Source organism: Sphingomonas sp. HMP6, from assembly GCF_013374095.1.
GTDB lineage: Bacteria > Pseudomonadota > Alphaproteobacteria > Sphingomonadales > Sphingomonadaceae > Sphingomonas.
On record NZ_AP022672.1, the window covers coordinates 1,075,826 to 1,100,875 of the forward strand.

The following is a 25,050-nucleotide window of genomic DNA, read 5'->3' on the forward strand; positions in this document are numbered from 1 at the left end:
AGTGCCCGCACGCATGCGGCTTCGCCATCGAATATCCACGAGGAAGATATAAGAATGAGCCGAATATTGAGCGCCGAAACCAGGGCAATCGTCAATTCCACCGCGTCAGCACTGCAGCAGCATGGCGTGGAGATCACCCAGCGGATGTACGAGCGGCTGTTCGTCGATCCTGCGGTCAAGGCGAGGTTCGACGAGGCCGCGCAGGAAAGCGGGGAACAGCCCCGCCGCCTTGCTGCCGCCATCCTTGCCTATGCGCAGAACATCGACAAGCTTGAAGCCTTGACCGGCCCGGTGCTGCGGATGGCGGCGCGGCGTGTCGAGACTGGCGTCAAGCCCGAGCATTATCCGATGGTGGCCGATGCGCTGCGGCCTGCGATCCGCGACATTCTGGGCGAGGCAGCCACCGACGAGGTGCTGTCGGCCTCGGGCGAAGCTTATTGGGCGCTCGCCGAGATCCTGATCGGCAAGGAAGCGGCGCTGTATGTCGAAGGCGCCAGCATGGTTATGGGAGGTTCTGTGTCGACGCACTGACGTTCAGTCTGTGTTCGGCTGGTCGCAAGGCGCCTAACATCGCTTTGCAATCAGCCATCCACCCACCACGTTTTATCATCGCCGTCATATGCTGCCACTGGCGCTGCGTGCCCGTCAGGCGATGAATCAGGCATTTCTCCCGGAACTACCCCTCGTCGTCCGGCTCCTCCCAAGCTTCAGCCCCCGCGTCCCCCGAAAGGACCGAATATGGTCAATTCCATCCTCACTCCCGACCGGCGGGCGCTCGCCGACGAGCACGATGCCCAGCCGGTGATCCATCACGCCCCAGACGGGCTTTCGGACAGGTTCGCGCTCGGCTTCACCAAGCTGCTGCGCTTCACCGCCGACACCTTCTTCGCCAAGCGCTATGGCCACCGCGCCATCGTTCTCGAGACGGTCGCTGCGGTACCCGGCATGGTCGGCGCGATGTTCACCCATCTCACCAGCCTACGCCGCATGAAGGATGACGAAGGTTGGATCCGCACCCTGATGGAGGAGGCAGAAAACGAGCGGATGCACCTGATGACCTTCATCGAAATTGCCAAGCCGACGCTGTTCGAGCGGCTGGTCATCCTGATGGCGCAGTGGATCTTCCTGCTGCTGTTCTCGGTCCTCTATCTGATCTCGTCACGCACCGCGCACCGCGTGGTCGGCTATTTCGAAGAAGAAGCGGTGATCAGCTACACCCTTTACCTGCAGGAGATCGACGAGGGCCGCTCACCCAACGTCGCGGCTCCAGCGATTGCCAAGCATTACTGGAAGATGGCCGACGATGCGACGTTGCGTGACGTCGTCCTGCTGGTCCGCGCCGATGAGGCGCATCATCGCGACGTAAATCACGGCTTTGCCAGCAAGCTGGGCGGCCAGCCCTTCGATCCCGGCAAGACCGCGCCCTATCCCGCGCATGCCGACGATATCCGGCTGAAGGCGTAAGATGCCAGCACCCACGGCGGTTTCCAGCCCAGACCCAGTCGAAATCCGTCGGCAGGCGCTTTCGCGGTGGGAGAACGAAGGCGGCTCGATTGCTCCGCCGCGACCCCCGGCTCCCTCAGATACACCTGATCTTACGAACACCGAAATCGTGCAACTGCGTATCCGGCTGATCGCGCTTGAAAATATCCTGATCGCTGTGCTTGCAGACGGGTCGGACATCCAGTTGCAGATGGCGCGGCAGATGGCGGACTATATATCCCCCCGACCCGGTTTCACGCAGCATCCGCTCACCACCCATGCGGCGCACCACATGACTGACCTTGTCGACCGTGCGATGCATTTTCGATCCATGCAGGGTTGAAGAGCAATATAGCTCCTCAGGCGCACTGCGATATGTCAGCCACTTTCGGCGTCAAATGGCTCTCTGGCTCTATGCAAGCATTAAAGAGGATCGGTTGTTGGCCCGTCCCGATGGCAGTTTTTTTCTGAATCCATGCTTTTACGCAAATCGGCTGAGGTCGATTAAGTGCGGCAGGTTACTGCGGCTCGAGCCCTGGTAGCCGCGATTAGGGACGCGACCCGAAATTAGTCATTCGAGGATGGCACCCATGCAGCGCTGGAGCGTCTGCTCCAGCCGAAAGCCGTCATCCGATCAGCGAGCCGGGAACGACGGCTTCGTCCCACGAACAGCCGGCAGCAATCGACCAGACTCGGTCGTTCTGGAATGCTGAACTGTGTGTCCGATGCCTCCCGAAGCCGTCATTCCGCTCGCAATAATGAACCTGGCTCATGCGTATTATTGGGAGCAGGTTTGTTCCTGCCGTTCGCGGCCGCCATGCGCTTGCCCCCTTGGCTCCGTTGCGTTCCCCCGGGCGAACGACTGACGAGCAAGAATACAGTCGTGAGAGGCAACCTTTTCGAGCCCGCTGCCTCCGCATGGGCCGCAATCGCTTCGTCCCGGCTTCAGCCAGCCAGCAGTTCGACATCCTGTGCCATCACCCAGCCGGAATCGCATGGCCCAAAATAGTCGGTATCTTCTGCGACCGGGGACGATACTTCGCAGTCCTCGCCGTGGTATGTCGCATAGATGATCCCGACCATTTGTTCGTCATTGCTGGTTTCACAGACCCAGACGGGGGTGGCTTCTGCCAGTTCGCCAATGGCTTCTAGTTCCTCGCTGGCGCCCGGATACACGCTGATCGTGGTCTCAGGCGCAAGTTCCACGATGACGCCGTAGCTGCACGGATCGGTTTCAGACGCGCTGAGCGTGACCGGTTCGTTTCCGCCCGAATATCGCGGTTGCGCCAGAACAGGAGCTGCGATCAAACTAACTGTCACGATCGGAATCATTTTCTTTAACATATGTCTCTTCTTTTGCGATGCATGGCCAAGCTTATGAACCGGGCACCGGGTCGCGATTGTCGGCGTGTCAGTCCGCTTTGCTTGTTTTACCCTGTTCGGGGGTGTCCGCAGCAGGCTGCCGGGGCAGGTCAATTGTGAAGCTGAACGCGCCGCTTTTCGTTTCGGCGGTGGTGCCTTTGCCCGGCACAGTGATGGTGTAGCTGATGCGATAGTTGCCCGGCGCGTCCAATGATGTGGGCAAAGTGATCGCGAACATCGCGTTTGTTTTCATGGGAACAAGGTCGGTGGCCGCGTTGTAGAGTTCGGTTTGCGTGTTATCGGGCTCGATGATTGACACTGTGACCATATCCACAGCGCCGCCAAATCCCAATTGGACAAACGGCACCGGTTCGCGTTCGATGGTTCCGGCGCCGGGGAAGGAATAGGTCAGCTCCGTTGCGGCAGGCATGCAAAAAGCAGGCGTCGCAAAAGCCAGCGGTGCTATAGCCAGCCAAGATATTGAAGATTTCATCGATTTTCTCCCGGTGCCAGTGCCTGACCGGCGCAAGCGCTCGTCAGGCACTGGCATTGTTTCAGCAGCCGTTCTTTTTCTTCTTCTTGCCAAGACCGCCCAGCGCGCCGCCAAGGGCTGCACCGGTGCGTCCGCCCAGCGCGCCGCCGACAGCTACGCCGACTTCCGATCCGGTGACACATTCGGCTGCCTGCGCGGCGGCGGGTTGGCTACCAGAAGACGAGGCATCACCTGATGCGCTATCGGCCGCTGGAGCGCGCCCTACACTCTGGAAGAAGGCTTCTGCTTCGGGCGAAATCGAATCGTCGGGGACCGCCGCGGCATCGCGCCCGTTCTTCAGCGCAAAAACATAGGTCTTGTTGAAATCGGCAACGCCTGCTCGCCTAGCATCGTCGTAGGTCAGGTTTTCGTAATTCGAGATGCACCAGGTGCCCCAATCGCTGAGTTCGCCCGCAGCGCAAGGCTTAGCCCCTTTTGGCCGCGCGATGGGCGCGTTTTTGGTCTCGGTGTAGCAATGGGTGAATTCTTCAGTGGTGCGCCAGCCGGTCGGGCATCGCATCATGCCATCAGGCTTTTTAATCCTGCCGCCTGTGCCGCGCTCGGCTTCGGCGCTTGGCCCTTTGACATATTTGCGGGTGGTGCAGACGGCGTTATTCTGATTATCGACCCAATATCCGGGCGCACATTCCGTCCTTGTGTTGGTGCGGACATAGATGGCGGGCGTTGATGATGACCCCGCCGCAGCGGGCTTGCAGGTTCTGGGCGCACTGTCGGGGAACCAGCCAGACGGACAGCCGCCTGTTGGCATTGAAACGGTGCCGTTATTGCGCCCCTGAGCGTGTGCCGGAGGCGCGACCGCCAGCGAAGCACCGGCGAATATCATAAGCCCGGCGGCTGCGAGCATGGTCATTGATGAAAGTGAACGCATCGAATTTTCCCCTGATTGAAACGTAATCACAGATGGCTCCGGTAGTTCTGGGATCGCGCTGCTTGTCTGATTTGCATCAGAATAAAAATGCAAGGGCGCCGCATCGCGGCAGCGCCCCCGCAAGTGTTCCACGGGACCGGGTCGCAATTGACCCCGCGGATCTGGATCGAGCGCCGCAACCGGAGTGCAGTGCCCGAACTAGTTGGTAGAAATCTTGGGCAGCCGACGGCCAGCCCCACGATCACTACTTCTTGGTCGAGCACCACACGCGGTTGACCTCGAAGTAACCGTCCGCGCAGCTGTCCTTTTCCTTCTTGGAGTATATCTTGGGCGAAGTGCTGCCCATCGGTTCGCACAGCGCGGTGTTGCCATTCGGCGTGCGCCAACCCGACGGGCAGGCCACCGCGCGGTTCGGCTTTTCGACGATGTCCTGGTTCTGCCCCTGCGCGTTGGCGGGGGCGCTGAGGCCTGCCAGCGCAAGGCTGGCGACCAGTGCGATGTTGGTGAGGCTGAGTGCGCCGGCGATCAGCAGGCGGCGGCGGCTTTCATTGCGGGTCATCAGTCATTCTCCCTGTTGCGGTTACCCTTGTTGGCAACAGGATTAGGAGGATGGGCGGCGGGGCGGCATCCCATGCGCCATGGCTCCCATATCATGGGATGCGACCCAGCCGCCCGACGAATTGTGACAGGCGCGTATCCGCTTATTACTCCTAATATTGGCCGCTGCCTGATTTGGCCTCTTTTCAGATAAATGGCTTTGCGCCATTGCAGGCCCACAATCGGGGGGCCGTGTCATAAACAAAATGGGTGGATTTAACTGGGCTCAGCTGGGCAAGCTGCTGGCCGCCGTGTTGCTGGTGCAAGCGATCTACTGGCTGGCTATCGACCGGCCCCTGTTCCATGCGGATCCGGGCAAGGAACCGGACCTTGTAAACGTGCGCGATGTCGCGGTTGCTCGGCTGGCCGCGCCAAATTTTGCAGAGGCGGCAAACGCACGTTTCGAACCGGTCGAGCTGCCGTGGACATATTGCTGCGACACGGCCGTGTTTGCGGTTAAAATGACCTTCGTGCTTGATCGCGTGCCGGCAGATGGATTGGGGATTTTCCCCAACTTGCAGACTGACAACTTCAAGCTTGCTCTGAATGGATCGCCGATTGTCGTGCGCGGGCGCATGGAGCCGGGCAATCGCAGTTTTCACGGACAGGTCCGAACCCTGGTGCGGATGCCTTCGGGGTTGCTCAAGCCGGGCGCAAACACACTGACCTTCATAACCTTGCGTGCTGATTCCGAGGCAAGCCGCCCCCTCATTCCGAAATAATGCCGCCCCCGGATTCCGAGAAATAGTCGCCCCCGGATTCCGAGATGATGTCGCCCCCTTGCGGGGTGGGTCGGACCGGGATCGCCGGCAGGGTTATCGTCGCTCCTTTGGGTCTGTCCGAAGGAGTGAATGATGCCGGCGGGAAGGGTGAGTATGCGACGTGTCCGCGAGATGATGAGATACCGGTTCGAACAGGAGCTGGGATACAAGGCGATATCGCTGCGCGTGGGTGCGGTGCCCTCGACGGTGCGGGCGACCTTGAAGCGTGTCGCGGATGCGGGACTGAGATGGCCGCTGGACGAGACGCTCGGCGATGCTGCGCTGGAGGCATCACTCTACCGCGATGCGGGCAAGAAGACCGGCCACCGCCGCTGTCCCGAACCCGACTGGGCGCAAGTTCATCGCGAGCTGAAGCGCAAGCATGTCACGCTGCAGGTGTTGTGGGACGAGTATATCGCCGAGCATCCGACCGGCTATCGCTACAGCCGATTCTGCGACCTGTATCGCGGCTGGGCGATGAAGCTGCCGGTTACGATGCGTCAGAACCATGCGCCGGGTGACAAGCTGTTCGTCGATTATGCGGGCGACAAGATCGCGGTGGTGATCGACCGACTGACGGGCGAAGTGCGTGACGCGCATATCTTCGTGGCGGTGCTGGGGGCGTCCAGCCTGACCTATGCCGAGGGAAGCTGGACCGAGACGCTGCCCGACTGGCTGGCGGCGCACACGCGCGCGCTCGCAATGTTCGGCGGTGCGCCGGCGCTGTTCGTGCCCGACAATGCGAAGGTCGCGGTGATCAAGGCTTGTCTTTACGATCCGCAGGTCAACCGCAGCTATGCCGAGATGGCGGCGCATTACTACAGCACGGTGCTGCCGACGCGGCCGCGCCGCCCGCGCGATAAGGCAAAGGTCGAAGCTGCCGTGCTGATCGTCGAGCGCTGGCTGTTCGGACGCCTTCGGCGTCGGATCTTCTACAGCCTGGCCGAACTGAACGCCGCGATCGCCGGGTTGCTTGCCGAGTTGAACGATCGGCGCGTGCTGCGCCGGGTTGGGCAGACGCGTCGTCAGTTGTTCGAAGAGATCGACCGGCCCGCGCTGAAGCCGCTGCCAGCCGAGCCCTATGTCTACGCCGAATGGCGGCGCAGGCGCGCAGGACTCGATTATCACGTCGAGATCGAGCGGCATTATTACTCCGTCCCATACCGCTTCGCACGCGAGCCGATCGAAGCGCGGATCACCGCGGCGACCATCGAGCTGTTCCACAAGGGCGAGCGGATCGCCGCGCACATGCGCGGCTCGGGCAATGGCCGCCATACCACGATCCCGGAGCATATGCCCTCGTCGCACCGGCGCTTTGCCGACTGGACAGTAGAGCGGATCGCGCGCGATGCGACCGCGATCGGGCCATGTACGGCATTGCTGTGCGAGAAGATCCTCGTTGAACGGCGCCATCCCGAGCAGGGCTTCCGGGCCTGTATGGGCATCATGCGCATGACGCGCAGCTTCGGTGCCAAGCGGATCGAAGCGGCTTGTTCGCGCGCGCTCGATATCGGTGCGCTCACCTACGGCTCGGTCAGATCGATCCTCGACAAGAACCTCGACCAGATCCCGTCATCGCCTCCGGTTGAGAGCCCGCCGGTCGATCATCCCAACATCCGGGGCTCACGCTATTATCACTGAAAGGAACACGACGATGCTCGCACATCCGACGCTTGATCGGCTGAACGAAATGGGCCTGGCCGGTATGGCCAGGGCGTTCGACGAACTTGCCACCAATGCCGAAGCGGATCGGCTTACCCATCCCGAATGGCTGGCACTCCTCCTCGATCGCGAATGGGGCGTCCGTCACGATCGCAAGCTTGCCGCCAGGCTGCGGTTCGCCAAGCTGCGCCATCAGGCCTCGCCCGAGGACATCGATTATCGCAAACCCCGCGGGCTCGACCGCGCGCTGGTCGTGAAGCTCGTGGTCGGCGACTGGATCGCCGCCCACGACAATCTGGTCATCACCGGACCCACCGGGGTCGGTAAGAGCTGGCTTGCCTGCGCGCTTGGTCACAAGGCCTGCCGCGACGATCGCTCGGTGCTCTATCAGCGCGTCCCCAAGCTGTTCACCAGCCTCGCGCTTGCCCGCGGGGATGGTCGTCACGAACGCTTGCTGCGAAAGCTCGGCGGCGTGCAGCTACTCATCCTCGACGACTGGGGCCTGGAGCCGCTCGACGCACTCGCGCGCCACGATCTGCTCGAGATCCTCGAAGAACGCTACGGGCGGCGCTCGACGATCGTTACCAGCCAGCTGCCCATCGCCAGTTGGCATCAGGTGATCGCGGATCCGACCTATGCCGACGCGATCCTCGATCGCCTCGTCCACAACGCCCATCGGCTCGACCTCGATGGCGATAGCATGCGGCGTGCGAAAACCAGCCAGATCGCTTGACGTAAGCACCGAACGAAACAACAACGATCATTGCCGACAAGGCCCCGCTTCCGGGGGGCGACATCATCTCGGAATCAGGGGGCGCGATCATCTCGGAAACGGGGGGCGACTTCGTCGGAATCAGCACCTTGCGCGACGGGTTTCCCTATACCGATGTGTACGAACCCAAAATCGCCGTTTACGCCGCCCTAGAACAGTATACCGCTCGCCAATTGTTCCTCGCGTCGTCCTTCTACCTTCTCACTGGCGGGTTGCTCGGCCTGCTCGGCCTGATTGCGACGATTATGATGTTTCGATCGGACGACTGGCGCTTTGCTGCCTGGCTCAGTCTGCTGTGTGCCGGATTTGTGGCCAATGCGGGCTATTATCTGTGGCTTGATCCGCCGATCGATGGTTGGGGCCGAATGGTAGCGTTCTTTGCGATCTACCAGTTGATCCCGGCTGCGATGCTGTGTTTCGTCGATAGCTGGACGGGCCGGCCCGTGCCATGGCTGCAACCGATTACGATAGCTGTCTATGTGGCTGCGATGGCGGTAATCGCCTGGCATATCTATCGCGTGCCCATGCCCGAAGGCTTCGATGTGCCAGCCATGATCTGGGTGTGGTATCTGGGCGCGTCGGCGATGGCGGTGGTTGCGCGGCTCGCCTGGCACTTTGCCACACAAGCTGAGGATCGCCTGCTGGAAAGTGCCCTGATGACGGTAATTGCGGCAGCATTGCTGATGGATGCCGCTTTGGAATGGTTTCCCGAACTGCAATTGCCGGGGGACAATGTCGGAAATTCCGCCGTCTTCTTGTTGCTGGCGATGACAGCGGCGTTCCTCACCCGCAATTTTCGGCTGTTCCAGTCGCAAGGAGCGTTGAATGCGATGCTTCAAGAGAAGGTCACACGGCGCGAATCCGAACTGGCCGAGGCGGGTTTGCGCGAACAGGCACTGGTGCGCGCGCAGGCCCATGACGAGGAACGCCGCCGGATCATGCGCGATCTGCATGATGGCCTCGGCAGCCAGTTGATGACGATGATGCTGACCGCAAGGCTGGGCGAGGCCGATCCGCCCAAGGTTGCCGAAGGTCTGCAAAGCGTGATCGACGAGATGCGTCTGATGGTGGACTCGATGGATTCGGTGGGCGAATCCCTCGAATCCGCGCTCGCCACTTTCCGCGCACGCATCCAACCACGGATCGAAGCGGCGGGCTTTGCCTTCCGCTGGCACCAGCCCGCCACGCTGGATGCCCCCGATCTTGGCCCGCGCGATGTGTTGCAGGTTTTCCGGATCATGCAGGAAGCGGTCACCAACGCGCTCAAACATTCGGGTGGGAGCGAGATCGCGGTCGAGGTAGCGGCTCATACCGATGGCGCGGTCGCTATCACCATTGCCGATAATGGCTCCGGCGGCGCGGAAGCGGGGGATGCGGGCCGCGGCCTCGCCAATATGCGTGTCCGCGCAAGGGCATTGGGGGCCGATTATGCGGTGCAATCCGAACCCGGCAAAGGCACGCGCATCACGCTTGGCCTGCTCCAGCCTGCCTGATGTCCGCATCCCATGATTTTGCTCCCGGTATAGGATGTGCGCCTATGCGTGCGGCTGATAGATTTTCGGCATGACGACACCTTCGCCCAGCGCGCCCGTCCGCATCGCAATCATCGAGGATGAGCCGGCGGTGCGTCGCTATTTCATGCAGATCATGGGAATGGCGGAAGGGTACGATGTGATCGCCATAGCCCCGGACCTTGCAACAGGCCGCAGGCTGATCACCCTGGCACCCGATCTGTTCCTGATGGATATCGGCCTGCCCGACGGGAACGGCTATGATCTGGTGCCCGAAATCAAGGCGGGGTGCGCGGCCAAGGTGCTGATCATCAGTTCCTTCGGGGACCGCGAAACGGTGGTGAAGGCCCTTTCTGCGGGTGCAGATGGCTACCTGCTCAAGGACAGCACGCCGCAGCAAATCCTTGATGGCATCGGGATCACACTGGATGGCGGCGCGCCGGTCAGTCCGGCGGCGGCAGTCTATTTGCTAGATCTGCTGCGCGCTCCTACACCTTCATCGCAAGCCGAGCCTGCGGGTGATGCAGATGCCCGGCTCACTCAGCGCGAGACCGAATTGCTGCGCGCATTTGCTGAGGGCAAGAGCTACAAGGAAGCCGCACGCGCGCTGAGTATCTCACCCCACACAGTCGGCACCCACGTCAAGGCGATCTACCGTAAACTTGAAGTCAACTCGCGCAGCGATGCAGTCCGGCAAGCGTTCCGCAGCTAACGGAGAGTACTTTCTTACGCGTCAGTAGTTTCAATGCGGACACGTAAATCCAGGTGTTCGTGATCGGGGCGGTCTCACAACGTTGAGCGTCAGTGGCAGACCTCGGATCACCGCCGTTCCCATGCCGGCCAGGGTAATATCGGGTCCTCGGCGCCAACGGGGAGCCGATCACTCAAATTTCAGTGTTTTCTGCAAGGGCCAGCGCGTCCTCCACGTCGATCCCGAGATAACGCACCGTATTCTCGATTTTGCTATGACCGAGAAGTATCTGGACCGAGCGAAGGTTGCCGGTCGCCCTGTAAATGATCGACGTCTTGGTTTGCCGAAGCGAGTGTGTGCCATATTCGCTTCGCATTAAGCCAACTGCGGCGCGCCATTCATCGACACGCCGAGCATACTGGCGGGTGCTGAGATGCCCACGGTGATCGATCCGGCTCGGGAAGACGTAGTCGTCCACAGTGCCACCCCGGCGTTCAAGCCATGCCAGCAGACTGGCCCGGGCGTCCGGCAACAGTTCGAACTGAACTGGTCGCCTGTTTTCTGCTGCATCACAATTGCGCGCGTTCGGATCTGACCGCCGCTGACGATGTCGCCGATCTTATCGGCGACCGACACCACAGCCGACCAGCGCGAAGGATAATCGCCCTCGTGATCCAATATCATCCGCGCCGCTCGGGCGCGAAGCCCGGGTGAAAACTTGTTCGTTGTCTTGCTCATACAGGCTCCGCATTCTCAGGAGTTGGAGCCTCCGACAATCCCGGTGCGGTTCAAACAAAGATTTTCGCCGGTTTTGCAAACGAGCAAACAAAACGTTCCGCACCGAGCAACTGCCCGACGACGTCATTCACCCTTTCGCGCTCGTTTACACCGCAGGTGGAATGGCTGAACGACTAAATGTGTTACCTCCGAGCGACCGGAAGCCTCCGTCAGTCTGGCGTATCTTCAAGGGATATATGAGCACTCGGCCGAAGTTGCCGACCGCTCGGTCGATCCTGACCGAACTGGCCTCCCGTCACGACGTGCTGAACATCAACGAGGTGGATCCGGCCATGGGTAAGGCCGAGCTCGAGAACGCTCCCGCCTTTATCAGGCTCCTGAAGAACGGAACGCGGGAGCTCTGGGTGACGACCGGGCAGAAGAAGGAAGGTTTCGATTGGGCGACCTTCGAGAAACTCCCTGACTACGGCCATTGGCATTGCGGCAAAGACGAAAAGGGCCGCGATGGTGCCAAGAGGGTCATCGGCGGCTGGAAGGATGCCCGTGTCGTGCGATTTCGTCTGCCCTGATCGACGCCGCGGCGGCGGGCTATCCCCTCATGAGGGCCCGTCGTACGCGCCCAAGTACCGTGCCCAGGCCTCCATCAATTCGCGTCGACGCTCGATTGCGGTCCGGCACCGATATGAAGCCTCGACCTTGTTCGGAATGCCATGCGCTAACGCGTGCTCGATCAACTCGCGAGGGAAGTCGGTATCGTCCCCACACCAGTCGCGGAAGGTCGATCGAAAGCCGTGGGTCGTCAGATCGCCTCGGCCCATCCGGCGCAGCAACATTGCCATCGCCATGTTGGACCGGGCGACGCCCCCCACCGCGAAGACCCGCTGATCAGGCGCGGACTCAACCGACCGCAGTCTCCCAAGCAGCTCGACCGCAGCGGCTGATAGGGGAACGCTATGGGCCTTGCCGCCCTTCATTCGCTGCCCGGGAACGAGCCAGATCGCAGTGTCGAGGTTGATCTCGCCCCAAACCGCCCCGAGCGCTTCGCCAGAGCGTGCGGCGGTGAGGATCACGAATTCGAGGCAGCGCGCCGCGAGCGCCTCCCGCGCCCGCAGCTGCGCCCAGAACGATGGTGCCTCCTCCCAAGGTAGCGCTGCATGGTGGCCGCGTCGCACGTTTTTCTGCGATGGCAGCAGGACCGCCAGGTGACCTTTCCAGGCCGCTGGGTTGGCCGAGTCCTGGGATCGCAGACCCTGCGCTTTGGCTGCGTCCAGAACCTTCTCGATACGGCCGCGCAGGCGCTTGGCCGTTTCCGCCTTAGTCAACCAGATCGGCGAAAGCACCGCCTGCACGTCTGGCGTGTCAATTTCATGGACCGGTTTTTTCGAAAGCGCGGCAGCGTGGTCGCGTAGGCTCTGCCGCCATTGCTGCCGATGGACCGCGTTCTTCCAGCCATCTTCGACGCTGACGATGTAGGCCTCGGCGAAGGCGCCGAACGTCACAGGCGCGGGGCTTGCGAGGCCAGCCGACGAGAGGCTTGCACCGCCGTCCTTGTCGGCCGCCAGCCTGAGCGACTGGCCGTCGGCAAGGCGCTGCCTGATCGACGCCGCACGCTGGCGCGCTGCGGCCAGGGAAACGACCGAAAACAGGCCAAGCGCCAACTCCTCCTGTTTGCCGTTGTTAGTCGTTCGAAACACCCAGGTGCGCGTTCCGGCGGCGGTGATGCGCAGGTAGAGGCCGCCGCCATCGGCAAGCCGTCCGGGCTTTTTCGTCGTTTCCACTTGCCGAGCAGTAAGGCGATGAAGCGAACTGGCCATGTCCACGCCCTACCATTATGTCCACGCTCGTGTCCACGTTCTGTATTGGCTTTGAGCTAACCCACACGGACATGGGCGGGCAGAAGATAGCCTAGTAAGGTAGGATAATCGGCGTAAAAGCGGGACTTTACTGGCCTGTAACGATCCTCTACGGACGCGTGCGGGCATCGAAGCTCTGCGGACACTCTCTCCGCCAAAACGACCAGCCTATTCGAGCTCGGCGTTCGCGCCCACGAGCTTCGCGAAGGCCGCATCGTCGAGCGGATATTCGAACTGGCAACCGGCTTCGAAATCGTCGGCCCAGACGATCGTCGCCATGACATGACCCAGCCGGGGCAAGGTCAGCCAGATCGACGCGCCCTTCTCCAGCGGCGAATAGGTGTGGAGTCTGGCGCCGTGCAGCGACACGTTGGTCACCTTGCACAAGGCGCGATCGAGCCCGCCCCTGCCCAGCTTCGCGTCGAGCGAAGTCGGCGTGCGCCGACTGCGGCGACGATCGGGTTTGGGAGCGGGTTCGAATTCAGCGGCGATCATGGGATATCCCTTCCCGCGCATCTCGCGAGAAGGAAATCCTAGGCCGCTATCGCTAACGCGCCGTTAACGACGCGCGAGATGCTTACTTCTTGCCGATCGACGACATTGCGCCGAAACGCTTGTTGAAGCGTGCGACCTGACCGCCAGCATCGAGCATCGTGCCACGCCCGCCGGTCCAAGCCGGATGCGCCAGCGGATCGATGTCGAGCGTCATGAGATCGCCTTCCTTGCCCCACGTGGTGCGGGTCTGGAACTGCGTGCCGTCGGTCATCTGCACCGTGATGGTGTGATAATCGGGGTGAATGCCTTTTTTCACGTCTAATTCTCCGAAAAGCCGCTGGTTACCGACCAGCAGCGAAGGCGCGGCCCTTATCAGAGGGCCGCGCATCACGCAACTCTTGTCCGTCTCAACCCGCCTTGGGCGGATCGGCGATCATCGCGGTAAAGTTCGCCTCGGCGGCGAGTTGATCGTCGATCGTGGCGCGCCCAGCAAATTTGCAGACGCTAGAACGCTTCTGCACGAATTCGACCTCAAGCTTCAGCAGCACGCCAGGCTCGACCGGCTTGCGGAACTTCGCCCCGTCGATCGCCATGAAGTAGACGAGCTTGCCGGAACCCGCGAGCCCGAGCGATTCGACCGCCAGGATTCCCGCCGCCTGCGCCATCGCCTCGACGATCAGCACGCCGGGCATGATCGGACGCCCCGGGAAATGCCCTTGGAAAAACTGCTCGTTGATCGTCACCGCCTTGATCGCAGTGATCGACCGGTCGAGGATAAGTTCCTCGACCCGGTCGACCAACAGCATCGGATAGCGATGCGGCAGCGCCGCCATGACCCGCCCGATATCGAGCGGGCCAAGCGCGCCACGGTCCTCAGTCTCGCTCACCAGCGACGGCTCAGCGGCCAACGGGTGGCTTGGCAGGCGCAGGCTTAGCGCCCGGTGCAGCCGGCGCGCCGCCAGCAGCCTGTGCCTGCGCACGACGCACAGCCGCCAGATAGACGAGCTGCTGGAATTGCTGCTGCAACTGCAGCGTCTGCTGGCTCGGCTGATAGCCGGCTGGCGGGGTGACCGGCACGGTCGGCGCCGCGGCATCCAGCGCCGCTCGGATGTCGTTGGTCACATCGACCGCAGGCGCGTTAAATTGAACCGTGCCGGCCGACAGCAACAGGCTGATCTTCTTGGCATCGACGACGGTCTTCACCGCAGCCGAATAGCGCTGCGAAATCTGCTCGATCGCGTAGGCCTGCGCGAGCGTTGCCGGCCCGCTCAGGCGTGTCGCGTCGGCCTGTCCAGCCTTCTGCGCGGCTTCGAGCTTGGCGAGGATCGGACTGTTAGAACGCTGCGCCGCAGCGATCTCATCATCCGACAGACGCTTGTCCTTGTTCAGGTCGAGCGGCGCGCCGATCGTTGCAAGCTCGGCCTGCAAAGCGGTCTGGCGAGCGTTGGCCTGGTCCAACTGCGTCTTGTAGGTCGTGCCGATCGTCTGATTGGCGGCATCAAGCGCCTTTGCGGTCAGGATCACGGTTTCCGGATCGGAAATCGCCACGCCGCCGACCTGTGCCTGGGCCGTGCCCGCGATCAGAAAAGCGGGCGCAATCACTGCACAGCCGAGCAGGAATGTCTGATACGTCTTCATTAGAACTGTGTCCCTACGTTGAAAGTGAGAAGTTTGGTGTCGTCGCCTTTGTCCTTGAGCAAGGCATAGGCAAGATCGATGCGCAACGGCCCGAATGGCGAGTTCCAGTTGACGCCGCCACCGACCGAAATGCGCGGCCGCGGCGAATCACCGGCAAAGCGCTCGAGGAACGGCGCGGTCGAATTTGTATAGACTGTGTTGACCGAAGTGCCGACGCAAGACCCACCGACCGTGGAGGCGTAGCCGACCGGGCAGGTTGTTATCTGACCCGGGTTGGTCGCGTCGATGTTAGGCACGGTGTAGAAGGGCTGGCCGTTGCTTGCGAGGACCGGGGTCACCAGCGGCTGGACGACGCCGTTAATGGTCGGGAAGCAGTTGGCGGTGGTGGTACCCGAACAGATTCCGATCGTGGGCAGCGGACGAGTGATGCCGAACAGCGCACCCGCCTGAACATAGATCGATGGCCGCAAGCCCAATTCGCGCGCGCCCGATGGCAGCGGAATTTCCAGCTCGAGTTTGCTGAGATAATAGGCCCGCCCGCCCAACGCGTCGTCAACGAACTGGTTTCGGTCCGTGAGCAGCGTCTGGTTCCCGGCCGCGTCGGTCGTATAATTGATGCGCTGGACGCGCGGGCCGACGCCGCGGATGTCGAACCCGCGGAAATCTGGCTCGCCGAGGTAGAAACGGTCGGTAATACGAACCTTGTCGACCCCGACGCCGCGGCTCTTCTCCAGCGAGCGGATATAGCCACCTTCAACGTTCAGCGACGCAATGAAGCCGCTCCCGATATTGACGAATTTCGACCCTTCGAACTTGGTGCGGATATATTTCACGTCGCCGCCAAGACCGGCGAAATCCTGGCTGACGATCGCGCGCTGTCCAGCCGTCGGACGAAGACGGCTGTTAAGGCTGTCATAGATAAGCGAGTAACCAACCGATGACGTCACGCGGTTGCCGATTGCGTCGCACAAATAGCGCCCGGCCTTGATTGGGTCGCACGAGAGCACGCCGCTGACCGGATCCGGCGAGAAATAGGAGTTCTGGTCGAGGCCAACCTGATCGTAAGACAGGCCATACCGCGCGGCCAATTGGACATATTCGGTCAGCGGCACGCCCGAGCGAATCTGGAACCCGGTCGATACCTGGCTATACGTCGTTTGGCGCTGATTACCGACAAAGTTGAACGCGTTGTAATCACGCCGGAAAATGTCACCGCCGATCGCGATGTTCTTGTCGAAGAGATAAGGTTCGGTGAAGCCCAGTTCGACCGACTTGGAATATGTCGAATAATTCACGCTCGCACGCAATTCCTGGCCCTTGCCGCGGAAGTTGCGCTGCCGGATCGAAGCCTGGATGATGAATCGCTCGAGGCTCGAAAAGCCTGCCGATAGCGATAGCTCACCGGTCGATTTTTCCTCAACGTCGGCGGTCAACACGACGCGATCTGGCGCCGACCCTTGCGTCTGCTTGATCTCGAACTTGTCCTGGAAGAAGCCCAGCGAGTTAATGCGGTCCTGCGAGCGCTTGACCTGGAAGCTGTTGAACGCATCGCCTTCTGCCAGGCGGATTTCGCGGCGGATCACCTTGTCCTGCGTCTGGGTGTTGCCGTTGACGTCGATCCGCTCGATGTACGACCGCTTCGCTTCGGCGATGTGGAAGTTGAGTCCCATCGTCAGCGTTTCTTTGTCACGCGCATAGTCCGGGTTAACGTCCGTAAACGCATAGCCAAACAGGCCGGCAGCTTCGCTCAGCGAATCGATCGAGGTCTCGACCCTCTTAGCATCGTACCAATCGCCCTTCTTGATACCCAGGTTGGCCGCGAGCCGCTTATTGTCGAAATCGCGAATGTCGCTGTCGACGGTCACGTCACCAAATTTGTAGCGATCCCCTTCTTCCACCACATAGGTGATGATGAAGTCCTTTTTGTCGGGTGTCAGCTCCGCGACCGCCGAGGTCACACGGAAATCGGCATATCCCTCGGTCAGATAGAATTGCCGCAACTTCTGCTGGTCGTACGCCAGACGGTCCTGATCGTAGCTGGTGTTCGAGCTGAGCAAGGTGGTCAGGCGCGCTTGCTTGGTCGCCATCTGCTCGCGCAGCTTGTTGTCGGAATAGACCGTGTTGCCGAGAATGTTGATCTGGCGGACCTTGGACTTCGGTCCCTCCGAAACTTCGAAAATGACGTCGACGCGATTCTGGTCGAGGTTGACCATCTTCGGTTCGACCACAGCGGCAAAGCGGCCCTGACGGCGATAGAGCTCGACGATCCGCGCAACATCCTGGCGGACGGCGGTACGTGTGAAGATCTGGCGGGGGGCGAGTTTCACCTCCTTCTTGATCTTATCTTCCTTCAGGCGCTTGTTGCCCTCGAAGATCACGCGGTTGATGACCGGATTCTCGCGCACACGCAGGATGATGTCGCCGCTTTCGACGCCGCTGATCGTTACGTCTGCGAAGAGATCGCTTGCGATCAGATCCTTGAGCGCCTGATCGAGCGTCTCGTTGGTATAGGCCTGACCGCTGCGCAGCTTGGTATAGGACAGCACCGTCTCGGGTTCGAGCCGCTGCGATCCCTCGACGCGCAGTGTCTTGATCGTGCGGGTAACGGGGGCAGCGACCGGAGCCGGAGCGGGGGCCGGCGCCTGCGCGGCGGGAGCGGTCGGTTGACCGGTGGTCTGCGCGAACGCAGCCACGGGCAGGCCTGCCAGCATCGAGCCGGTAAGCAGCGCGGCGGTGGCCCGCGCTCCGAAATTCGAAACCTTGATCGCTGTCACATCCCACCCCAAGTCGGAGAAAATTCCGCGTGGCCGAAAACTATTGGCCCGCCCTGCCTTACCTGCGTCAACCGATCAACCCGCGCAGGGTCGTCCATAGGCCAAACGCGCCGAGATCGTTGAACGTCACCGTCACCATCAGCGCTAAGATCGCCGCCAAACCGCCGCGGAACGCCCATTCCTGGACATGCGGCGGTACGGGCCTGCGCCGGATCGCCTCGATCGCATAGAAAAAGAGGTGACCGCCATCCAGCAGTGGGACTGGCAACAGGTTGATGAATCCCAGATTAATCGAAATCATCGCGATGAACCAAATGAGGTAGGGCGTGCCCAAACTCAGCGTTTCGCCCGACATCTTGGCGATCCGTAGCGGCCCGCCCAGTTCCTCGACCGACCGCCGGCCAGAAATAATCTGGCCGAGCCCGTCGACCGTACCTTGCAACGCCTCAACCGTCGCCCGCACGCCGGCCGCCGGTGCCTCGATCAGGCCGACTTTGCGCAGCGCGGGCGCGCCCGGGGAGATCCCAAGGCGACCGATTTTGGATTCGTTGCCGAAGCGGTCCTTCTGCGTCAGCGCACCGATCGTCACATCGATCTGCACCGGCTGTCCGTTCCGCAGCAGCGATACCGCGACCCGCTCGTTCGGGCGCATGAGGGTGAAGCTCGCGAGATCGGAAAAGGTCGCGACATCGCGACCGCCAAGGGACGTTATCCGATCACCGGGCTGAAGCCCCGCCACTGCCGCGGCGCTGCCCGGCTGAACACCGCCGATCGTGGCGGGCGTGGCGTCCACGCCGTACGCCATCGCCATTCCGCCCAGTACGACGATCGCGATCATAAAGTTCATCACCGGTCCCGCCGCGACAACGATCGCGCGCTGCCACACCGGGCGCCCCTGCAGGCTGCGCGCGCGCTCCTCGGGCGGCAATTCCAGCCACGCCGGATCGGGCACGCTTGCGGGGTTCAGGTCACCAGCGAATTTCACATAGCCGCCGAGCGGCAAGGCGCTGAATTTCCACCGTGTGCCGCTTTTGTCGGTCCAGCCGAACACTTCCGGGCCGAAGCCGATCGAAAACGCATCGATCTTCACGCCGAACCAGCGGCCGGCAAGATAATGACCCATCTCATGCAAGAAGATGAGCGGCCCGATCACCAGCGCGAACGCCAGGATCGTCAGAAATAGGCCGGGGGATTGGCTCAAGCGACGGTATCCTTCAAAAACGCCCCGTTGCGAACCGCGATCTGCCGCTGCGCATGCTCCCGCGCTTCGGTATCGACCGCAAGGACATCGCCCAATGTCCCCGGCGCGGCCGGATCGTATGCCGACAGCGTATCTTCGACGATTGCGGCAATTTCGAGGAAGCCGATCTGACCTGCGAGAAAAGCTGCGACGGCGATCTCATTCGCAGCGTTCAGAATTGCCGGTCGCGCGCCCCCTGCATTGAGGGCATCGCGCGTCAACCGGATCGCGGGGAAGCGCACCGGATCGGGTGCCTCGAAGTCGAGCCGACCGACCGCGACCAGATCGAGCGGGGCCATCGGCGTCGCCATCCGGTCGGGCCAGGCGAGACACGAGGCGATCGGCACGCGCATGTCGGGCGGCCCCAATTGCGCGAGCGTCGACCCATCGACATATTCGACCAGCGAATGGATGACCGATTGCGGGTGGATGACGATTTCGATTGCGTCATGCGCGACCGGAAACAGCCGCGCCGCCTCGATCAGTTCGAGCCCCTTGTTGAACAACGTTGCCGAATCGACCGAAATCTTCGCGCCCATCGACCAGTTCGGGTGCGCGACCGCGCGATCGGCCTTCATCCCGCGCATTTCCTCGGTCGAGAACGTGCGGAACGGCCCGCCGCTGCACGTGAGGATGATGCGGCGCACACGTTCCGGCCGGCTCGCGTCGAAGCATTGGAAAATCGCATTATGCTCCGAATCGGCCGGCAGCAGCGTCGCGCCCGACGCCCGCGCCGCCGCCAGTACGACTTCTCCGGCCGAAACCAGCGGTTCCTTGTTTGCGATGATGACGGTTTTGCCACCCGCAATCGCCGCCATCGTCGGTTCCAACCCGGTGCATCCGACAATCGCCGCCATCGTGATGTCCGCATTGAGGCTCGCGGCCTCGATCACGGCCGCGCGCCCGCCAGCGCACCGGGTGGCGGTGCCGGCAAGCGCCGCTTGCAGCGCGGCCAGACAGCTTTCGTCGGCTACCACCGCCAGCTTTGCGCGGGTCCGGATCGCCGCCGCGGCGAGGCGCGCGACATCGCAGTTTGCCGTCAGCGCGAGAACCTCAAACCGGTCCGGCTCGCGCTCGACCAGGTCGAGCGTCGATGTGCCGATCGAACCCGTCGCCCCCAAAATTGTAATCGACTTCATCGGAACTGTCTTCACCACCAATAGAATTTTGGCAACAGCACCAGCAAAGCCGCGACTGGTGCGACCGGCACCAGCCCGTCGAGCCGGTCGAGCACACCGCCATGCCCCGGCAACACTGTCCCGCTGTCCTTGACCCCGGCTTGCCGCTTCAGCCAGCTTTCGTACAAATCGCCGCCTTGCGCCAGCACCGCGAGCGCTGGAGTCGCCAGCGTCAGGCGCAAAGCCAGGCCGAAGCGATAGTGCATGAACGCGGCGAACAGGCTGGCCAGCAACACGCCGCCTGCCAGGCCTGCCCAGGTCTTGTTCGGGCTGACCGACGGCGCAAGCTTTGGCCCGCCGATCAGACGCCCGGCGGCATAGGCCCCGATATCGCACGCCCATACCAAGGCGAGCGCCCAGATCGTGAAGACGATCCCCTCTTCCTGCCGCCGGAGCAGCAGCAACGCCATGATCGGCAGCCCGACATAGAAAATCCCGCGCGCAAGGCCGCTCAGCCGGGTCGTGATGACGACGAAGAAGGCAGCGCCCGCCAACAAGCCGAGCGCGAAGAAGCCCGGACCTACGCCCAGCATCGGCATCATTGCCGCCAGCGGGACCGACAGCGCATATTGCGACAGTCGCTTCGTGGACGCCGGGGTCGCGTGCAGGTCGGCCCACTCGCCCATCATCACGATTCCGAGCACCACGCACAACATCCAGAACGGAATACCGCCGAACCACACCGCCGCCAGCGCAACCGCGATCAACGCGATCCCGACCAGCACACGCAGCATCAGATTGGACATACCTTTTGGCGGCAATGGCGAGATCACAGACCGCCGAACCGCCGTTGTCGTTGCCCAAAGGCCGCGATCGCTTGCGCCAGCGTATCGCTGTCGAATTCAGGCCACAGCGTATCGACGAACAGCAATTCGGCATAGGCTGCCTGCCACAACAGGAAATTGGATAGCCGAACCTCACCCGAGGTGCGGATGAGCAAATCCAGCGGGGGCAAATCGCGCGTTTCCAGCTCACTCTCAAACAAGGCCGCGTCGATCGTCGCCGGATCGAGCACCCCGTCGCGCGCGCGTTCGGCCATCCGTCGCGCCACCGCCGCAATCTCTGCCTGCGCACCATAGTTGAGCGCAATCACCAGGATAGGCCCGTCATTCACGGCAGTACGCGCGACCGCATTATCGATCAACTCGACCAGATCGGGGCTGAAACGGCGGTAGTCCCCAATGATGCGCAACTGAACGTTGTCGCGCACCAATTCGTCGAGATCACTCCGGATGAACAGCCGCAGCAACCCCATCAGGTCGCTCACCTCTTCCTCGGGTCGCCGCCAATTCTCGCTCGAAAAAGCATAGAGCGTCAGCGCCTCGATCCCGAGCGCGCGGGCTGCTCGCGCGACGCGCCGGACGGCTTCTATTCCCTGGCGGTGACCAGCAAGGCGCGGCAAATGGCGCTTTTTCGCCCAGCGTCCATTACCATCCATGATGATCGCGACATGGCGCGGGAGCGGTTGGGCCCCGCACGCTGTCGCAATCACCGGATCGGCGACCGGGGCGGCAAACGGCCTCACTTGCCGAGGATTTCCTTTTCCTTGGCGCTCGCAGCGGCATCGATCTCGCCGATCGTCTTGTCGGTCAGCTTCTGGACTTCGGTTTCGAGCTTCTTGCGCTCATCCTCGCCGAACAGGCCCTTTTTCTCGTCGATCTTGAGCGAATCCATCCCGTCGCGGCGCACGTTGCGTGCCGCGATGCGGGCTTCCTCGGCATATTTGCCGGCGAGCTTGGCCAGTTCCTTGCGGCGCTCCTCGGTCAGATCGGGGATCGGCAGACGCAGCGTCGTACCGTCGACGATCGGGTTGAGGCCAAGCCCAGCCGAACGGATAGCCTTGTCGCACGGGCCGACATTGCTCTTGTCCCACACCTGCACCGACAGCATGCGCGGCTCGGGCGCCGATACGGTCGCGACCTGGTTGAGCGGCATTTGCGCGCCGTACACCTCGACCGTCACCGGATCGAGCAACGAGATCGAGGCGCGACCGGTGCGCAAGCCCTGGAGATCGCCCTTCAGCGCCTCCACACTGCCTGCCATACGGCGTTCGAGATCGGCCTTTTCGTAAGCGGCCATGTTCAGTCTCCTGTGCTGTGCTGGACGGTCGTCGAAACGCCCTCACCCCGCAAAACCGCGGCAAGATTGCCGGATTCGCGGATGTTGAACACGACGATTGGGATATTGTTGTCGCGGCACAAGGCGATCGCACTTGCATCCATCACCTTGAGGTCCTGCGCGAGGACAGTGCCGTAACTGACGGTGTCAAAACGCTTTGCCGTGGGGATTAGCTTCGGATCGGCATCATAGACACCATCGACCGAAGTGCCCTTGAACAACGCGTCGCACTTCATTTCCGCGGCCCGCAAAGCGGCACCGCTGTCGGTCGTGAAAAACGGGCTTCCGACGCCTGCGGCAAAGATCACGATACGCCCTTTTTCCAAATGCCGTTCGGCACGGCGGCGGATGAAGGGCTCGCAGACCGAGGCCATCGGGATGGCGGATTGCACGCGGGTCTCGACGCCGATCTGTTCGAGCGCGTTCTGCACCGCGAGCGCGTTCATCACGGTGGCGAGCATGCCCATATAATCGCCGGTCGCGCGGTCCATCCCGCGCGCCGCGCCGGAAATGCCGCGGAAAATGTTGCCGCCACCCACGACGACGCACAATTCATACCCTTGCGCCTTCACGTCAGCGATTTCGGCGGCGACGCGGGCGATAACATCGGGGTCGATCGACAGGCCAGAGCTGCCCATCAGGACTTCGCCCGATAATTTCAGTAGGATACGTTTGTAGCGGGGGTCGGTCACAGGGATCCAAATTGCTGAAGGTGGGCGGCGGGGACCTTATCGGGCGCGTTCGCGGATTGGAAGCGTGGAAACCGTGCAGATCACGGTGCGCCGATGCGATACCTTCTTGATGCGACAAGGGCCGCACCTCACGGCACGGCCCTTGTTCATTACGAGAGGGACGATCAGGCGACCGGCTGTGGCACGCCCGAGGCTGCTGCAACTTCGGCGGCGAAGTCGCTCGTTTCCTTCTCGATGCCTTCGCCAAGCTGGAAACGAACATAGTCCTTGAGCTCGATCGATTTGCCGGCGGCCTTGGCGGCATTGGCGACGACGTCCGAAATCTTGGTCTTGCCGTCCATCACCAGCAACTGGCTAACGAGCGCATTTTCCTTGCAATATTTCGCAATCGCACCGTCGACCATCTTGGCGACGATGTCAGCGGGCTTGCCGCTCTCCGACGCCTTTTCGGTCGCGATCGCACGCTCGCGCGCGACAATCTCGGGGTCGAGGCCGTCTTCGTTGAGCGCCAGCGGGAAGGCCGCCGCGATGTGCATGGCGATCTGCTTGCCGAGCGGCAGCAGCACGTCATGATCGGCATCGCTCTCAAGCGCGACCAGCACGCCGATCTTGCCGAGCCCAGGGGCCGCCGCGTTGTGGATGTACGGAATGACCGCACCCTGCGTCACTTCGAGCCGCTTGGCGCGACGCAAATTCTGGTTCTCGCCGATCGTCGCGATGTTGTTGGTAAGGATTTCCTCGACGGTCTTTGCGCCGAGATGCGCCGCCTTGATCGTGTCCATGTCATCGCCCAGCTCGAGCGCGACCGAGGTCACGTCGCGGACAAAGGTCTGGAACTGCTCGTTCTTCGCGACGAAATCGGTCTCGGAATTGACCTCGACCGCAGCGCCCTTGGTGCCCGACACTTCGACGCCGATAAGCCCCTCGGCCGCGGTGCGGCTGGACTTCTTGGCGGCGGCGGCAAGGCCCTTGGCGCGGAGCCAATCCATCGCTGCCGTCATATCGCCGGCGGCTTCGGTCAGCGCCTTCTTGCAATCCATCATGCCCGCGCCGCTCTTCTCGCGCAGGTCCTTCACTGCTGCTGCCGTGATCTCGGCCATGTCAAAATCCTTCTATCTGGAAAAAACGCATATAGGCGGAGCGGGGCCTCAGCCCTACCCCGCCCACATGTCAGTTCGGCGACGCTTATGCGTCGATCTGGCGCTCGGCCTCTGCAACCATTTCGGCCTGCAGGGCGGCATCGGTTGCTGGCGTGATTTCAGCGGCTGGCGCTTCCGGCGCGACCGTCAGCGCTTCCTCGGCTGGCGGCGCTTCCATCGAACCAATGTCCTGCTTGCGGGCAAGCTGCTCGTTGCCGCCGCGGGTCGCGGCGATCGCGATCGCTTCGCAATACAGGCGGATCGCGCGGCTCGCGTCGTCATTCGCCGGAACCGGGAAAGCGATGCCGTCGGGCGAAACGTTCGAATCGAGGATCGCCACGACCGGGATACCCAGCGTGTTGGCTTCCTTGATCGCGAGCTCTTCCTTGTTCGCGTCAATCACGAACATCACGTCCGGAATGCCGCCCATGTCGCGGATGCCACCGAGCGAAAGCTCAAGCTTGTCCTTCTCGCGGGTGAGCTGGAGCACTTCCTTCTTGGTCAGGCCGTGCGTGTCGCCCGAAAGCTGCTCTTCAAGCGTCTTAAGGCGCTTGATCGAACCCGAAATCGTCTTCCAGTTGGTGAGCATGCCGCCCAACCAGCGATGGTTGACAAAATGCTGGCCCGAACGCCGCGCTGCGTCAGCAACGGGCTCCTGCGCCTGGCGCTTGGTACCGACGAACAAAACCTTGCCGCCCGACGCGGTCGAGGCTGCGACGAATTCGAGCGCACGTGCGAACAAAGGCACGGTCTGCGACAGATCGAGGATGTGGACGCCGTTACGGTCGCCAAAGATGTAAGGCTTCATCTTCGGGTTCCAGCGATGCGTCTGGTGGCCGAAGTGCGCGCCCGTTTCGAGCAATGCTTGCATGGAGACGACTGGTGCCGCCATAAGATATTTCCTTTCCGGTTGATCCTCTGGGAAG

At 62.0% G+C, this 25,050-nt stretch carries 27 protein-coding genes and 2 pseudogenes; 9 read left to right on the top strand and 20 right to left on the bottom strand.

The window, feature by feature from the left end; all coding sequences use genetic code 11:
- Positions 1–54 precede the first annotated feature (54 nt).
- The 3 genes from HMP06_RS05445 (at position 55) to HMP06_RS17805 (ending at position 1,825) form a co-directional block, all read left to right on the top strand.
- On the top strand, positions 55–531 hold the full coding sequence (locus HMP06_RS05445; protein ID WP_176498373.1) for a globin domain-containing protein: 477 nt from the start codon (positions 55–57) through the stop codon (positions 529–531).
- A 207-nt stretch (positions 532–738) separates the two neighbouring features.
- A complete protein-coding gene (locus HMP06_RS05450; protein WP_176496187.1) occupies positions 739–1,464 on the top strand; it encodes an alternative oxidase in 726 nt (241 codons plus the stop codon).
- A gap of 148 nt (positions 1,465–1,612) precedes the next feature.
- Positions 1,613–1,825: a hypothetical protein gene (locus tag HMP06_RS17805; RefSeq protein WP_197940726.1), complete on the top strand. Its 213-nt coding sequence runs from the start codon at positions 1,613–1,615 to the stop codon at positions 1,823–1,825.
- Between the two features lie 602 nt (positions 1,826–2,427).
- Here the strand turns inward: HMP06_RS17805 and HMP06_RS05460 are convergent.
- The 4 genes from HMP06_RS05460 to HMP06_RS05475 all read right to left on the bottom strand — a co-directional run bounded on the left by HMP06_RS05460 (position 2,428) and on the right by HMP06_RS05475 (position 4,824).
- Positions 2,428–2,826, bottom strand: coding sequence for a hypothetical protein (locus HMP06_RS05460; RefSeq protein WP_176496189.1), 399 nt, complete (start codon positions 2,824–2,826; stop codon positions 2,428–2,430).
- A 67-nt stretch (positions 2,827–2,893) separates the two neighbouring features.
- Positions 2,894–3,337 (bottom strand): copper resistance protein CopC, encoded by a 444-nt coding sequence (locus HMP06_RS05465; protein ID WP_176496190.1) that lies wholly within the window; start codon positions 3,335–3,337, stop codon positions 2,894–2,896.
- A gap of 61 nt (positions 3,338–3,398) precedes the next feature.
- The gene (locus HMP06_RS05470) at positions 3,399–4,247 is read right to left on the bottom strand and encodes a hypothetical protein (RefSeq protein WP_176496191.1); all 849 of its coding nucleotides are present in this window, start codon (positions 4,245–4,247) and stop codon (positions 3,399–3,401) included.
- Between the two features lie 262 nt (positions 4,248–4,509).
- Complete coding sequence (locus HMP06_RS05475) at positions 4,510–4,824, bottom strand: hypothetical protein (RefSeq protein WP_176496192.1); 315 nt, start codon at positions 4,822–4,824, stop codon at positions 4,510–4,512.
- Between the two features lie 244 nt (positions 4,825–5,068).
- Between HMP06_RS05475 and HMP06_RS05480 the strand changes: the two genes are divergently transcribed.
- The 5 genes from HMP06_RS05480 (at position 5,069) to HMP06_RS05500 (ending at position 10,280) form a co-directional block, all read left to right on the top strand.
- Positions 5,069–5,584 carry a hypothetical protein gene (locus HMP06_RS05480; protein ID WP_176496193.1) on the top strand — a complete coding sequence of 172 codons (516 nt, stop codon included), beginning with the start codon at positions 5,069–5,071 and terminating at the stop codon, positions 5,582–5,584.
- 153 nt (positions 5,585–5,737) lie between these two features.
- Positions 5,738–7,264: an IS21 family transposase gene (istA, locus tag HMP06_RS05485; protein WP_176496194.1), complete on the top strand. Its 1,527-nt coding sequence runs from the start codon at positions 5,738–5,740 to the stop codon at positions 7,262–7,264.
- Positions 7,265–7,277: 13 nt separating this feature from the next.
- Positions 7,278–8,018, top strand: coding sequence for an IS21-like element helper ATPase IstB (gene istB, locus HMP06_RS05490; RefSeq protein ID WP_176495471.1), 741 nt, complete (start codon positions 7,278–7,280; stop codon positions 8,016–8,018).
- A 128-nt stretch (positions 8,019–8,146) separates the two neighbouring features.
- On the top strand, positions 8,147–9,550 hold the full coding sequence (locus tag HMP06_RS05495) for a sensor histidine kinase (RefSeq protein ID WP_176496195.1): 1,404 nt from the start codon (positions 8,147–8,149) through the stop codon (positions 9,548–9,550).
- Positions 9,551–9,620: 70 nt separating this feature from the next.
- Entirely contained in the window at positions 9,621–10,280 is a 660-nt protein-coding gene (locus HMP06_RS05500; protein ID WP_176496196.1) for a response regulator, read from the top strand.
- Between the two features lie 172 nt (positions 10,281–10,452).
- Here HMP06_RS05500 and HMP06_RS05505 read toward each other — a convergent pair.
- Positions 10,453–10,880 (bottom strand): annotated as a pseudogene (locus HMP06_RS05505) (tyrosine-type recombinase/integrase); the annotation flags it as partial.
- Positions 10,872–10,997, bottom strand: a pseudogene (locus HMP06_RS17885) (IS3 family transposase); the annotation flags it as partial. The pseudogenes HMP06_RS17885 and HMP06_RS05505, both read right to left, overlap by 9 nt.
- Positions 10,998–11,233: 236 nt before the next feature.
- Between HMP06_RS17885 and HMP06_RS05515 the strand changes: the two are divergent.
- Positions 11,234–11,566, top strand: coding sequence for a hypothetical protein (locus HMP06_RS05515; protein WP_176496197.1), 333 nt, complete (start codon positions 11,234–11,236; stop codon positions 11,564–11,566).
- A 27-nt stretch (positions 11,567–11,593) separates the two neighbouring features.
- Here the strand turns inward: HMP06_RS05515 and HMP06_RS05520 are convergent, their stop codons facing one another.
- The 14 genes from HMP06_RS05520 to rpsB all read right to left on the bottom strand — a co-directional run bounded on the left by HMP06_RS05520 (position 11,594) and on the right by rpsB (position 25,016).
- A complete protein-coding gene (locus HMP06_RS05520) occupies positions 11,594–12,811 on the bottom strand; it encodes a tyrosine-type recombinase/integrase (RefSeq protein WP_176496198.1) in 1,218 nt (405 codons plus the stop codon).
- A gap of 207 nt (positions 12,812–13,018) precedes the next feature.
- Complete coding sequence (locus HMP06_RS05525; protein ID WP_176496199.1) at positions 13,019–13,345, bottom strand: PilZ domain-containing protein; 327 nt, start codon at positions 13,343–13,345, stop codon at positions 13,019–13,021.
- Positions 13,346–13,427: 82 nt separating this feature from the next.
- Positions 13,428–13,661: a 50S ribosomal protein L31 gene (gene rpmE, locus HMP06_RS05530; RefSeq protein ID WP_010186706.1), complete on the bottom strand. Its 234-nt coding sequence runs from the start codon at positions 13,659–13,661 to the stop codon at positions 13,428–13,430.
- Positions 13,662–13,752: 91 nt separating this feature from the next.
- Positions 13,753–14,232, bottom strand: coding sequence for a 3-hydroxyacyl-ACP dehydratase FabZ (fabZ, locus tag HMP06_RS05535; protein WP_176496200.1), 480 nt, complete (start codon positions 14,230–14,232; stop codon positions 13,753–13,755).
- A 10-nt stretch (positions 14,233–14,242) separates the two neighbouring features.
- Positions 14,243–14,983, bottom strand: coding sequence for an OmpH family outer membrane protein (locus tag HMP06_RS05540; RefSeq protein ID WP_176496201.1), 741 nt, complete (start codon positions 14,981–14,983; stop codon positions 14,243–14,245).
- A complete protein-coding gene (gene bamA / locus HMP06_RS05545; RefSeq protein ID WP_443026498.1) occupies positions 14,983–17,757 on the bottom strand; it encodes an outer membrane protein assembly factor BamA in 2,775 nt (924 codons plus the stop codon). The genes HMP06_RS05540 and bamA overlap by 1 nt, the downstream gene beginning before the upstream one ends.
- 67 nt (positions 17,758–17,824) lie before the next feature.
- Complete coding sequence (rseP, locus tag HMP06_RS05550; protein ID WP_176496202.1) at positions 17,825–18,958, bottom strand: RIP metalloprotease RseP; 1,134 nt, start codon at positions 18,956–18,958, stop codon at positions 17,825–17,827.
- The gene (locus tag HMP06_RS05555) at positions 18,955–20,136 is read right to left on the bottom strand and encodes a 1-deoxy-D-xylulose-5-phosphate reductoisomerase (protein ID WP_176496203.1); all 1,182 of its coding nucleotides are present in this window, start codon (positions 20,134–20,136) and stop codon (positions 18,955–18,957) included. Before HMP06_RS05555 ends, rseP begins: the two co-directional genes overlap by 4 nt.
- Positions 20,137–20,147: 11 nt before the next feature.
- Positions 20,148–20,921 (bottom strand): phosphatidate cytidylyltransferase, encoded by a 774-nt coding sequence (locus HMP06_RS05560; RefSeq protein WP_176496204.1) that lies wholly within the window; start codon positions 20,919–20,921, stop codon positions 20,148–20,150.
- Between the two features lie 23 nt (positions 20,922–20,944).
- On the bottom strand, positions 20,945–21,613 hold the full coding sequence (gene uppS, locus HMP06_RS05565; protein ID WP_232089948.1) for a polyprenyl diphosphate synthase: 669 nt from the start codon (positions 21,611–21,613) through the stop codon (positions 20,945–20,947).
- An 83-nt stretch (positions 21,614–21,696) separates the two neighbouring features.
- Entirely contained in the window at positions 21,697–22,254 is a 558-nt protein-coding gene (gene frr, locus HMP06_RS05570; RefSeq protein ID WP_176496205.1) for a ribosome recycling factor, read from the bottom strand.
- Between the two features lie 2 nt (positions 22,255–22,256).
- Positions 22,257–22,931: a UMP kinase gene (pyrH, locus tag HMP06_RS05575; protein ID WP_443026510.1), complete on the bottom strand. Its 675-nt coding sequence runs from the start codon at positions 22,929–22,931 to the stop codon at positions 22,257–22,259.
- A 218-nt stretch (positions 22,932–23,149) separates the two neighbouring features.
- Positions 23,150–24,085 carry a translation elongation factor Ts gene (tsf, locus tag HMP06_RS05580; protein ID WP_176496207.1) on the bottom strand — a complete coding sequence of 312 codons (936 nt, stop codon included), beginning with the start codon at positions 24,083–24,085 and terminating at the stop codon, positions 23,150–23,152.
- Positions 24,086–24,170: 85 nt separating this feature from the next.
- Positions 24,171–25,016: a 30S ribosomal protein S2 gene (gene rpsB, locus HMP06_RS05585; protein WP_176496208.1), complete on the bottom strand. Its 846-nt coding sequence runs from the start codon at positions 25,014–25,016 to the stop codon at positions 24,171–24,173.
- Between the last annotated feature and the right edge of the window lie 34 nt (positions 25,017–25,050).